Below are 12,652 nucleotides of genomic sequence, written 5' to 3' on the forward strand. Positions count from 1 at the left end.
TAAGTTATATATAAAAGAAGGTGAATATGTGGATAGTATTAAAGATGAAAGAAAGCTATTATTGCTTACTTATTTATTGTGTATGGCGTTTTTTATCAACTTAGGATTTTTAAAAGATCCTTTTGATACAGGCGCTTTAATTATGGGTGGAATCTTATGTGTTCTTATTGGGTATGCTTACTTTATAATCAGAAGGTTTTTTAAAGATGGAGATAAGTTTATGCTTATTTTTGCCTGTCTTTTATCTGTTATTGGTATAGCTATGCTATATAGATTAAAAAGTGCTGATGCAATTAAGCAGACAGTTTGGTTTGCTATTTCAATAACTACCTATATATTGGTGGTGGTTTTATTGCCTGATCTTAAAACTTTTTCAAAGTATAAAAGATTATATATGATAGGCACTTTGATATTTATGTCCATGGCTACATTTATTGGTACAGAAGTATACGGGGCTAAGAACTGGGTATTTATAGGGCCACTTAGCTTTCAACCCTCAGAAGCTGGAAAGTTATTTTTAGCAGCATATCTAGCCTCTAGCTTAAAGGATTATAAAACCTTTAAAGACTTAATAAAGCCAGGTATAGTTGTGGTCGTATCTCTAGCTTTTATGGTATATCAAAAGGATTTAGGCTCCGTTCTGATTTTCTTTGGTATGTCAATAACCATGCTTTATATGGCTACTTCAAAATTAAAATATATTATAACTGCATTTGGACTATCTGTTGTGGGGTCTTTAGCTAGTTATAAGATGTTTCCCCATGTAAGAAATAGGATTATGATATGGAAGAATCCATGGAAGTATGCAAGTGATGAAAGCTATCAAATAATTCAAGGGTTATTTGCAATATCTTCAGGGGGCTTATTTGGTTCGGGATTTGGTCTTGGGCTGCCGGGACTTGTACCAGTACGTACCACTGACTTTATATTTGCTGTAATATGTGAAGAACTAGGAGTTATAATGGGATTCGGCATTATAATATTGTATTTTTTACTATTTTATAGATGTATGAGAACTGCGATGTATGTAAATGATAAGTTTTCACAGCTTATTACAGTAGGTTATAGCGCTATGATAGCAAGTCAAGCTTTAGTAATAATAGGTGGAGTTATGAACATAATACCCTTAACAGGGATAACCCTTCCTTTTGTAAGTTATGGTGGTAGCTCTATACTAACTATGTTCTTTGCTTTAGGTATAATACAAAAGGTGTCAGAGGAGGGGTAGCATGAAAAATCATAGCAAAGATGAAATATTTAAAAATATTAGAAATATATTGGTGATTTTCTTATTATGTTTCTTGGGACTTATAACCTACATAGCATATTTTACAGCTATTAAGGCACCAGATATAGCAAGTATGCCAGAAAATAAAAGAATGCAAGCTAAAAGAAATGAGGTTTTACGTGGAACTATCTATGATAGGAATATGGAAAATCTAACTAAAAGTGAAAAAGGAAATGCGACTACACAAGTAAGAGAATATACTGGAGGAGCCATGTTTGTTCATGCTTTAGGATATTCTGATATAACGTATGGACTTACGGGTCTTGAAAAAGAATATGATGAAGAACTTATGAGTGATAGCAGGCTTTCAGTAGACTATGAAGCGCTAAAAAGTTACTTTAAAAATAGAGAATTTATGAAGATATTTGGAAAAGGAAAAGAAAAGGTAGGTAATGGTGTAGTTACTACATTGGATTATAACATTCAAAAAACAGCCTATGATGTGCTTGGTAATGAAAAAGGATCTATAGTAGTATTAAATGTTAAAACAGGAGAAGTTTTAGCTATGGTCTCTAAACCAGCCTATGATCCTAATGATCTAAGAGGTATATGGGATTCTATAGCAAAAGATGAAGAAAACACACCTATGATAAATAGGGCTGTAGCAGGTCTTTATGCCCCAGGTTCTACATTTAAAGTTGTAACTACAGCAAGTGCATTAGAAAACCTTCAAGGAGTTACAAAAAGGGTGTTTAAAGATGAGGGTAAGATTGTGTTTAATAGTAAGGACTCATTAAGTAACTTAAACAATGTGGCCTTTGGGGACTTAAAGTTAGATTCGGCATTTAGACATTCAAGTAATGTGGTTTTTGGAACACTCGCTTTAGATCTAGGTAATACTAAGTTAAAGGATAGTGCTGAAAAGTTTTATTTCAATAAAAGCATACCTGCAGATGGTTTTATAATAAATAAGGGAAGATTCCCAGAACTTAAAAAAGATGAAAAAGGGAATATTGCTCAAACCGGTATAGGACAGAGTAGTATTTTAGCAAGTCCTATGCAAATGGCTTTAATCGCAAGCACCATTGGGAATAATGGTGTTATGATGAAGCCTCATTTAGTTAAAGGTATAGTAACCCCAGAAGGGGCTAAAATAAGGGATATAGAAAATAAGTCTATTAGCAATACTGTATCAAAAGAAAATGCACAGATTATAAAAGATTATATGAGGTCTGTTATAACAGGTGGAACAGGCGGACCTGGAGCCTTTGATGGAACTAATGCCGCAGGTAAAACAGGTACAGCAGACTACAAAGATAAAAATGGCAATGATGCAGCACCACACTCTTGGTTCATTGGCTTTGGGCCTTACGAAGACCCAGAAGTTGCTATTGCTGTAATAGTAGAGGGTGGAGGAGCTGGAGGAGGCAAGGCAGCTAAGGCTGCTGGAAAAGTTTTAAAGGCAGCTCTTTCTAAGTAACATTAAAAGTTTAAGGCTGTGCTTTATATTAGAGGTGATTAATAATGTTTGATTTTGAATATCAGCTTAAGATATTGCCAGATAAACCTGGGGTTTATATAATGAAAAATTCTTTAGGTGAGGTATTATATGTAGGTAAGGCAAAGATACTTAAAAATAGGGTAAGGCAGTATTTTCAAAGTTCTAAGAATCATTCTGAAAAGGTTAAGGCTATGGTAAGCCATGTAGCAGAATTTGAATATATAGTGACAGATTCAGAAATGGAAGCTTTAATATTAGAATGTAACCTTATTAAAAAGTATAAGCCTAAATATAACATTTTATTAAAGGATGATAAGCACTATCCTTTTATAAAAGTAACCACTAATGAAGAATTCCCAAGGGTTTTTGTAACAAGGAGCATGGCAAAGGACGGTAATAGGTACTTTGGGCCATATACAGATGTATCAGCAGTGTATGAAACTATAGAGCTTATACAAAAGATATTTCCTATTAGAAATTGCAAGCTTACAATAAAGGAAGATGGAATTAAGTATAGACCTTGCTTAAACTATCAAATGAAACTTTGCACAGGACCTTGTGCAGGTTATATTAGTAAAGAAGATTATAAAAAACTTATAGATGATATAATTGATCTATTAAGTGGCAAGAATAGTAAGATAGTTCAACAGCTAAAAAGTGAAATGAGTATAGCTGCAGAGGAACTAAAATTTGAAAAGGCAGCAGCGGCTAGAGATAAGATGCTAGCTGTAGAAAAGATTGCAGAAAAACAAAAGATATTCCTAGGTCACTTTGAAGATGAAGATTTTATAAATATGTATGGAGATGAGAAAGACACCTGCATGCAGATATTTTTTTTTAGAGAAGGTAAGTTAATTGGAAGGGAACACTTTATACTTGAAGATACTGCAGGATTTAAAAATTCAGAGGTAGTATCCCAGTTTATAAAGAGCTTTTATGGAGGTACTGCACATATACCTAAAAGCGTTTATGTGCCAGAAATAGAAGATGAAGAGCTTTTAGAAGAATGGCTTTGCATAAAAAGAGGTAGCAAAGTCGAACTTAAGATTCCTAAAAAGGGAGAAAAGAAGAGGCTTTTAGATCTAGTAGAAAAAAATGCAAAGCTCACATTAGAGCAATTTAAATCTAAGATATTAAGAGACAAAGAAATTCATAAAGTTGCACTTACAGAACTTGCAGACTTACTAAACTTAGATTATATTCCACATAGAATAGAAAGTTATGATATTTCAAATATACAGGGTATGGATTCTGTTGGAAGTATGATAGTATTTGAAGACGGTAGGGCCAAAAATAGTGATTACAGAAGATTCAAGATAAACACTGTAAAGGGTGCTAATGATTATGAAAGTATGAAAGAAATATTAACTAGAAGATTTAATCGTGGATTATCTGAAGTTAAAAGTATACAAGAGAGAAATTTTAAGTTAAGTGAAGGTAAGTTTCATGTATTTCCTGAAATTATAATGATGGATGGAGGAAAAGGCCAGGTAAATGTAGCTCTAGATGTTTTAAGGGAATTAAATATAAATATTCCCGTTTGTGGCATGGTAAAAGATGATAACCACAAAACAAGAGGGCTTATATTTAATAATGAAGAGCTAATAATACCATCAAGTTCTAATGTTATGCAACTTATAACAAGGATGCAAGATGAGGTTCATAGATTTGCAATAACTTATCATAGGACTTTAAGAGATAAAAGAATACTTCATTCTATATTAGATGATATACCAAACATAGGAGACAAAAGAAGAAAAGAACTTCTTAAAAAGTTCAAAGGAATAGATAATATTAAAAATGCAACCTACGAGGAGCTTATAGAAACTCCATCTATAGATAAAAGGACTGCAATTAGTATTATAGAATTCTTTAAAAGTCACAAATAGATAATCAGGAGGGATTTAATGAAATACGTTTTAGATACACATACCCATACAATAAAAAGCGGGCATGCATACAGTACTATTTTAGAAAATGTAAGATGGGCGGCAGATCATGGGATTAAGCTTTTATGCACCACAGACCATGGCCCTAAAATGCCAGGAGGACCTCATGAATTTTACTTTGCAAATCTTAGGGTTTTGCCTTTCTACATGGAAGGGATAATTCACCTTAAAGGCTGTGAAGCTAACATAATAGATTTTGAAGGTAACTTAGATATACATCCTAGGATCCAATCAAGATTAGATATTATTATAGCAAGTCTTCATGATAATTGCATAACTTCAAGAGGTAGGGAAGAAAATACAAAGGCTATACTAAAGGTTATGGATAATCCTAATGTAGATATAATAGGTCACCTTGGTAATCCGTCCTTTCCTATAATAGAAGAATTAGTGGTAAAGGCAGCTAAAGAAAAGAATGTTTTGATCGAAATAAATAATAGCTCCTTTAAGTCACGACCAGGATGTGAAGAAAATTGTCTAAAAATAGCTTCACTTTGTAGAGACTATGGTGTAAATATTGTAATGGGTAGTGATGCCCATATATGTTATGATATAGGTAAATTCCAAAAATCAGAAGAAATATTACAAAAAGCAAAGGTGCCAGATGAACTTATAATAAATTTAGATGAAAACCGACTACTTAAATATTTAAAGTACAAAGGAAAGCTTAAAGATTATCACCTATAATAGACTAATAAATATAAATATATTATAATATATTTATTGTTATGAAATTAAATAAGAAAGACTCTATAACATAAGTAAGTTTGAGGAGAAGTAGAATGAATCATTATAGTTACTTAATTTCTAAATTAGAAAAGTTATTAGACAAAGAAGATATTTTATTAAATGAATCAATGAAAAACCATACTTATTTCAAAGTAGGGGGAAAAGCAGATATTTTAATTACCCCAAAGACTATAGAAGATTTGATAGCATCAATAAAGGTATGTGATGATGAAAAAACTTTATACTATATCATAGGCAACGGATCCAATTTATTAGTTAAAGATGGTGGATTTAGAGGAGTTATAATAAAGCTTAGTAAATTAGACAACATAACCGTAGATGAAGATAAAATAATTGCCCTTGGAGGAGCACAGTTAAAAGACATGTCAAGTTGTGCACTTAAGCACAATCTAACAGGTTTTGAATTTGCCTGTGGAATTCCAGGAAGTGTAGGTGGAGCAGTTACAATGAATGCAGGAGCCTACGATGGGGAAATGGTAAATGTTGTAACAGAGGCAATGGTCATGGATAAAGATTGCAACATTATAACTTTGAGAAATGGGGACTTAGAGCTCGGTTATAGGACTAGTGCAGTTATGAAATATAATTATATTGTTCTAAGTGTAACTATAAAGCTTAAAAAGGCAGATGCTTTGAAGATAAAGGCTCGAATTGATGAACTAACATATAGAAGAGAAGATAAGCAGCCCTTAGAGTATCCTTCAGCAGGTAGCACATTTAAAAGACCAGAAGGACATTTCGCAGGAAAACTTATAGAGGATTCGGGACTAAAAGGAACAGCTATTGGTGGAGCAGCAGTATCAGATAAACACTCAGGATTCATAATAAATAAAAAAGACGCAACGGCAAAAGATATATTAGATCTTATAGAATTTGTCCAAAAAACCGTATCAAAAAACTTTAATGTAGATTTACATCCAGAGGTTAGGATAATAGGAGAAGACTAGAATGAACTACACCTTATTCTTAAAATTTTAGTTTCTAAATTAAATAGCTTTAAGCTATTTAATAAGAATATATAAATTAAGATATATAAATAAGGGGGTGAATCTATCCCTTACATAAGATACCTTTGTAAGGGGTAGGGGATTATGAGTTATTCTATCAGAAAAGAAGTACTAAACGTTGAAAAGTATGTGGCTGGAAAGCCTATTAGCGAGGTAAAAAGAGAACTTGGATTGGATCATGTTATAAAGCTTGCATCTAATGAAAATCCATTAGGTTGTTCGCCTAAAGCTAAAGAGGTTATCAAAAACATGATAAATGATTCGGCACTTTATCCTGATTCAGCTAGTTATGAGTTAAAGCTTGCCCTTGGTAAAAAGTTAAATGTTACTAAGGATCAAATATTTTGTGGCGCAGGCTCAGACTCATTAATAAAGGTTTTATGTAATACGTTTTTATCAGAAGATGATGAAAGTATAATGGCAAGTGTTACATTCCCAAGGTATGATACGAATACAAGGCTTATGGGAGCTAAATCTATAAAGATACCTATGAAAAACAACGGACTAGACATTGAAGCTATGGTAGATGCAATAACGGATAAGACAAAGATAATTTGGTTTTGTAATCCTAATAATCCTACAGGAAATATATTTAAAAAAGAAGATTTTAATAAGGTTTTAAAAAGAATACCAGAAAGAGTTATTATAGTTATGGACGAGGCTTACGTTGAATACGTAGAATCCGATGATTTCCCAGATTCCTTAGAACTTTTAAAAGAAAATCCTAATATTATAGTATTAAGGACCTTTTCTAAAGCTTATGGACTTGCTTCACTAAGGTGTGGATACGGAATTGCAACAGAAGAATTAGTAGGTTATTTAAATAGGGTAATTAATCCTTTTGATGTGAATCTTTTTGCACAAAGTGCCGCTATTGCTGCTCTTTTAGATGAAGAATTTTTAAATAAGGTATATGAAACTAATAATGAAGAAAAGACCTATTTATATGGTGAATTTAAAAACATGAATTTAGATTATATAAAAACTCATACTAATTTTATTATGATAAACTTAAATAGAGATGATAAACCAATATATGATGCACTTCTAAAAAAGGGCATCATAATAAGACCAGGATTTTTACTAGGCATGCCACAGTGGTTAAGGATAACTATTGGAACTAGACATCAAAATGAAAAAATGATTAAAGCACTAAAAGAGGTTATGGGATAAAGTTCAAATAAGATCATATGGAATATTAAGCCATTACATTTAAATGTATTTAAGCTTTAAAATAGACTTTGCTACTATAAATATTTATTATTATAGTAGCATAGTCTATTTTTATTATAGTAAACTAATATAGATACTTTAAATTATTATAAATAAGAGCCATATGTGTTATAATAAATTTAATTAGCAGGGTATAGGAGTGGTACTATGAGATTTTTAATTGTGACAGGTTTATCAGGAGCAGGAAAAAGTGAAGCAACCAGAAATTTAGAGGATTTAGGATATTTTTGTGTGGATAATTTACCGCCAACTTTGATACCTAAATTTGCAGAGGTTTGTATACAAAGCCAAGGTAAACTTGAAAAGATAGCCTTAGTTATTGATATACGAGGAGGTCTGTTTTTTGATGCCCTTTTCGAAAGTTTAGTATATCTTAAGAAAAATGATTTTAAATATGAGATTCTATTTTTAGAAGCCACAGATGAGGTTTTGGTAAAAAGATTTAAGGAATCAAGAAGAAGTCATCCTTTAGCAAAGGATGGAAGAGTAACTAAGGGCATAGCTCTTGAACGAAGTAAACTAAAAGAGGTAAAAGAAAAAGCAGATAACATTATAGATACTTCAAATTTATCCATAAAAGAGCTTAGGGAAAATATAAATTCTATTTATGGAGATGGGGGAGATAAATCTAAAGATTTAAGTATAACCATACTTTCCTTTGGATTTAAATATGGAATACCATTAGATGCTGATTTAGTTTTTGATGTAAGATTTATACCTAATCCCTTTTATATACCTGAACTAAAAAAGTTCTCAGGACTTGATAATCAGGTTAAAGAATATGTGTTAAAACATGATGAAACAAAAGGTTTTGTAAGTAAACTTGAGGATATGCTGGAATTTTTAATACCGAACTATATAAAGGAAGGAAAAAAGCAACTCATTGTTGCCATAGGCTGTACAGGCGGAAGACATAGATCTGTAGCCATATCTAGACTTATATATGATAACTTGGTGAGCGAAGGAAGGAATGCTAACATAGATCATAGAGATATAAATGAAGACCCAAATAAAGGTGGAAAAAGGTTATGAAGTTTAGAGATTGGCTAAGACCTGGTATAAAGGTAAAAAGATGGGTTGTTTTTGCTATATTTGGGATCATCCTTATTATATTTGGCGTGAATGAGCTTTCTAGACACATGCTTTATAACTGGTACTACAAGGGCTTTTATATACTACTTAATGTTACAGGGATTTTTATATTATATATATCTGTAACGGAAGGTATAAAGTCTATAATGGCTCTTATAAATAGCGGATATCTAAAATTTTCTATAGACTCAAAAAAGTTAGAAAGTTTAATTTATGAAAAACGATTACTTGTTAAAGGCCCTAAAATAGTTGTGATTGGAGGTGGTACGGGACTCTCTACTATGCTTAGAGGTCTTAAGTATTACACCTCTAATATTACAGCAATAGTAACTGTGGCAGATGATGGTGGAGGTTCAGGAGACCTTAGGGAAGACCTTGGAATTTTACCGCCAGGAGACATAAGAAACTGTATCCTAGCCTTGGCAGATACGGAACCTCTTATGGAAGAACTTTTGCAATATAGATTCAAAGAAGGAAGACTTAAAGATCAAAGCTTTGGTAATTTATTTTTAGCAGCTATGGATGGTATATCAGAAAACTTTGAAGAAGCTGTTAAAAAGATGAGTTCAGTTTTAGCTGTTACAGGAAAGGTTATGCCAGTAACTCTAGAAAATATGGTTCTTAAGTGTGAACTTAAAAATGGCGGAATTGTAAAGGGTGAATCAAATATACCATTAGAATCTATAAAGCAAAAAAGTCCTATTGATAAAATTATGATTGAGCCAAAGGAGGCCAAGGCTTTAGTAGATTCTGTGGAAGCCATAAGAACTGCAGATGCTATAATACTTGGACCTGGAAGTTTATATACTAGTGTAATTCCAAATCTATTAGTAAAGGATATTGTGGAGGCTATAAAGAAAACCTCTGCTATTAAAATATATGTCTCTAACATAATGACTCAACCTGGGGAAACAGATGATTATGATGTAGTTGATCATGTTAAAGCTATTATTGATCATTCCTATGAGGGAGTAATTGATTATGTAATTGCAAATGTAGGAGAAATAGGAAAAGAACTTGAAGAAAAGTATTTAGAAGAGAACTCTAAGTTAGTAACTAAAGATGAAAAGGAACTTCAAAATCTAAATATAAAATTAATAGAATCTGATTTTGTAAAGACAACAAAAGGCCTTATAAGGCACGATTCTGAAAAGTTAGCTGCTGTAATAGTAGAGACTATAATGGATAAAAAGTTATTTTATGATAGAAAGAAAATAATTGAGTATTTCTATCTTTCAGAAAGATTAAAACAAAAGCAAAAGAAAAAGTAGAATTAGGAGAATGAGATATGTCGTTTTCATCACAGGTAAAAGGTGAGTTATGTAGAATTGAAAAGGTAACAAAAGAAGAAGCTTTAGCTCAAATATCAGCTATAATGAAGGTTAGTGGAACACTTACATTTGCTGGGAATAAACAACTTAGCTTTAAGATTGCAACAGAAAACCCAGCTACAGCAAGATTAATATTTACACTATTAAAGGAATACTTTACAATCCATGCAAGGCTCTTAGTTAAAAAGAGTAATTCATTAAAGAAAAATAATTTATATATTGTAATGATTACAGAAGAAATGGGAGTAAGAAACTTTTTGAAGATTTCTAGTATATTAAAAGAAGAAGAAGGGGTAATATCCCTAGATTACGGTATAAAAGAAGATTTAGTTAAACCTGATGGTGCTCGTAAAGCTTATATAAGAGGAGCATTTTTAGGAGGTGGAAGCATAAGTAACCCTGAAAAGACGTATCACCTAGAATTTGTAACCCACAATATGGAGTACGCAGAGGATTTAAGTAAGCTTATAAATACCTATGGTCTAAACTCTAAATTTATACAAAGAAAAAATAGTTATATAGTATATATTAAAGAGGGAGAACAGATAGTGGACTTATTAAATATAATAGGCGCTCATAACTCTTTATTAGAACTTGAAAACATTAGAATAATGAAGGAAATGAGAAATAATGTAAATAGGCTTGTTAACTGCGAAACAGCTAACCTAAGTAAGACTGTTAATGCAGCTGTAAGGCAGGTAGAATGTATTAACTTTATTGAAAGTGAGATAGGTCTTGGCAGACTTCCAAAGAATTTAAGGGAGATTGCAGAGCTAAGATTAAAGTTTCCTGACGAATCATTAAAAGAACTTGGAGAGATGATAACACCACCTGTAGGAAAATCAGGGGTTAATCATAGACTAAGAAAAATAGAAAAGATAGCAGAAGAATTAAGAAAAGAAGGAAGGTAAAGATGTCTAAACATAGCAAAACGGTTGATTATATACTTTCATTAGAACCTGGGCATAAGATATCGGTTAGGGGAATAGCAATCGAGCTTGGGGTTAGTGAAGGTACTGCATATAAGGCTATAAAAGAATGTGATGGGAAGGGTATAGTATCGACTATACCTAGAGTAGGTACCATAAGAGTTGATAAATTAAAGAGGGAAAAAAGTGAATCTTTAACCTTTGCTGACGTGGTTAATATAGTTGGAGGTAACATAATAGCTGGAAGAAGCGGTATACATAAATCTCTTAAAAAGCTATCCATAGGAGCTATGACAATAGAGGCTATGTCTAAATATATAGAACAAGGATCACTTCTTATAGTTGGAAATAGAGACCTTGCACAAGAACTAGCCCTAAATAATGGAGCTGCAGTACTTATAACAGGAGGATTTGAATGTAATGAAAAGGTGAAAAGGTTAGCAGATGAAAAGAGTCTACCTATTATTTCATCTAAATATGATAGCTTCACAACAGCTACTATGATAAATAAAGCCATTACTGAAAATACCATGAAAAAGGATATTATATTAGTGGAAGATATAATGAAAAAGGATCCCTATTATTTAAAGGTAAATCATACCTTAAATGATTGGAAGAGGATGGTAAATGATACCAACTTTGTAAGGTATCCTGTGGTAGATGAAAATATGAAGGTTGTAGGTATTATAACATCTAAAGACTTATCTTTAGATATAGATATAAACCAGCCCATAGGAAAAATAATGTCTAAAAATCCTATAACAGTGACTAAAGGGACTACAGTTGCCTATGCAGCCTACGTTATGGGACTTGAAGATATTGAACTTTGCCCCGTAATAGATGGGAAAAAGCTTATAGGTATAATAAAAAAAGAAGATGTTGCAGATACCTTTGAATATATGACAAGGAAACCTCAAAGATCAGAAAGCTTAGAGGAATTAATATTAGCAAACTTTGAATATGAAATTATAGGAGAAAAGACTATATTCAAAGGTAACATAGCATCAGAGATGATAGATTCCATAGGTACAGCCTCTTGGAGTTCTCTTAATATGCTTTTATCCGCAGCAGCTATTACAGCTTTAAGAGAAAGAAATATAAATGTTTCTGTAGACAATATAAGTACTTATTTTATGAAACCGCTTCAATTAGATACTAAAGTTACATTAGAAGCAGATATAGTTGATATGGGAAGAAATTATTGCAAGGTAGAAGTTAATATGATAAATTTTAAAAGACAGCTTATAGGAAAAAGTATGTTATCAGCAAAAATGCTAGGAAACTAAAGGGGGATATTATGTTTACACATGTAGTATTATTTAAATTAAAAGATCCCACAAAAGAAAATATGGAAGAGGCTAATTTAATATTAAGTTCTATGGAGGGGAAGATAGAAGAACTTAAATATCTTGAGGTAGGTGTGGATATTATAAGAAGTGAAAGATCTTATGATATAGCATTAATAACAAGATTTAATAGTAAAGAAGGCATGGACAAGTATCAAGTAAGTGAGTACCATGTAAATCATGTATTAAAGAATTTAAAACCATTACTACAATCATCAGTTTCATTAGATTATTAAGTTTTAATAAACAGGGTATCTATTAACATGTATACATATATCAGATATAT

Annotated in this window: 11 protein-coding genes; all 11 read left to right on the top strand. The window is 31.9% G+C overall.

All coding sequences use genetic code 11. The features are described 5' to 3' along the window. Positions 1-28: 28 nt before the first annotated feature. The 11 genes from DY168_RS02410 to DY168_RS02460 all read left to right on the top strand — a co-directional run bounded on the left by DY168_RS02410 (position 29) and on the right by DY168_RS02460 (position 12,602). Entirely contained in the window at positions 29-1,228 is a 1,200-nt protein-coding gene (locus DY168_RS02410; protein ID WP_115640311.1) for an FtsW/RodA/SpoVE family cell cycle protein, read from the top strand. Position 1,229: 1 nt separating this feature from the next. Next, complete coding sequence (locus DY168_RS02415; protein WP_115640312.1) at positions 1,230-2,708, top strand: peptidoglycan D,D-transpeptidase FtsI family protein; 1,479 nt, start codon at positions 1,230-1,232, stop codon at positions 2,706-2,708. A gap of 44 nt (positions 2,709-2,752) precedes the next feature. Further along, positions 2,753-4,618, top strand: coding sequence for an excinuclease ABC subunit UvrC (gene uvrC, locus DY168_RS02420; protein WP_115640313.1), 1,866 nt, complete (start codon positions 2,753-2,755; stop codon positions 4,616-4,618). Positions 4,619-4,636: 18 nt separating this feature from the next. Then, positions 4,637-5,365, top strand: coding sequence for a phosphatase (locus DY168_RS02425; protein ID WP_115640314.1), 729 nt, complete (start codon positions 4,637-4,639; stop codon positions 5,363-5,365). A 95-nt stretch (positions 5,366-5,460) separates the two neighbouring features. Beyond that, entirely contained in the window at positions 5,461-6,375 is a 915-nt protein-coding gene (murB, locus tag DY168_RS02430; RefSeq protein ID WP_115640315.1) for a UDP-N-acetylmuramate dehydrogenase, read from the top strand. Between the two features lie 144 nt (positions 6,376-6,519). Beyond that, positions 6,520-7,608 (top strand): histidinol-phosphate transaminase, encoded by a 1,089-nt coding sequence (hisC, locus tag DY168_RS02435; RefSeq protein WP_115640316.1) that lies wholly within the window; start codon positions 6,520-6,522, stop codon positions 7,606-7,608. 207 nt (positions 7,609-7,815) lie between these two features. Further along, complete coding sequence (gene rapZ, locus DY168_RS02440) at positions 7,816-8,700, top strand: RNase adapter RapZ (protein ID WP_115640317.1); 885 nt, start codon at positions 7,816-7,818, stop codon at positions 8,698-8,700. Continuing rightward, entirely contained in the window at positions 8,697-10,031 is a 1,335-nt protein-coding gene (locus DY168_RS02445) for a gluconeogenesis factor YvcK family protein (RefSeq protein ID WP_115640318.1), read from the top strand. Before rapZ ends, DY168_RS02445 begins: the two co-directional genes overlap by 4 nt. Positions 10,032-10,048: 17 nt before the next feature. Continuing rightward, positions 10,049-11,002, top strand: a complete 954-nt coding sequence (whiA, locus tag DY168_RS02450; RefSeq protein ID WP_115640319.1) for a DNA-binding protein WhiA — start codon at positions 10,049-10,051, stop codon at positions 11,000-11,002. A gap of 2 nt (positions 11,003-11,004) precedes the next feature. After that, positions 11,005-12,306 (top strand): DRTGG domain-containing protein, encoded by a 1,302-nt coding sequence (locus DY168_RS02455; RefSeq protein ID WP_115640320.1) that lies wholly within the window; start codon positions 11,005-11,007, stop codon positions 12,304-12,306. 11 nt (positions 12,307-12,317) lie between these two features. Further along, a complete protein-coding gene (locus DY168_RS02460; protein ID WP_115640321.1) occupies positions 12,318-12,602 on the top strand; it encodes a Dabb family protein in 285 nt (94 codons plus the stop codon). Positions 12,603-12,652 lie beyond the last annotated feature (50 nt).

The organism is Clostridium putrefaciens, assembly GCF_900461105.1.
Taxonomy (GTDB): Bacteria; Bacillota; Clostridia; order Clostridiales; family Clostridiaceae; genus Clostridium_L; species Clostridium_L putrefaciens.

Coding starts and splice junctions, on each gene's coding strand:
- murB (WP_115640315.1), top strand. CDS start 5,461: ATGAATCATTATAGTTACTTAATTTCTAAATTAGAAAAGTTATTAGAC.
- rapZ (WP_115640317.1), top strand. CDS start 7,816: ATGAGATTTTTAATTGTGACAGGTTTATCAGGAGCAGGAAAAAGTGAA.
- uvrC (WP_115640313.1), top strand. CDS start 2,753: ATGTTTGATTTTGAATATCAGCTTAAGATATTGCCAGATAAACCTGGG.
- DY168_RS02425 (WP_115640314.1), top strand. CDS start 4,637: ATGAAATACGTTTTAGATACACATACCCATACAATAAAAAGCGGGCAT.
- hisC (WP_115640316.1), top strand. CDS start 6,520: ATGAGTTATTCTATCAGAAAAGAAGTACTAAACGTTGAAAAGTATGTG.
- DY168_RS02460 (WP_115640321.1), top strand. CDS start 12,318: ATGTTTACACATGTAGTATTATTTAAATTAAAAGATCCCACAAAAGAA.
- DY168_RS02445 (WP_115640318.1), top strand. CDS start 8,697: ATGAAGTTTAGAGATTGGCTAAGACCTGGTATAAAGGTAAAAAGATGG.
- whiA (WP_115640319.1), top strand. CDS start 10,049: ATGTCGTTTTCATCACAGGTAAAAGGTGAGTTATGTAGAATTGAAAAG.
- DY168_RS02455 (WP_115640320.1), top strand. CDS start 11,005: ATGTCTAAACATAGCAAAACGGTTGATTATATACTTTCATTAGAACCT.
- DY168_RS02415 (WP_115640312.1), top strand. CDS start 1,230: ATGAAAAATCATAGCAAAGATGAAATATTTAAAAATATTAGAAATATA.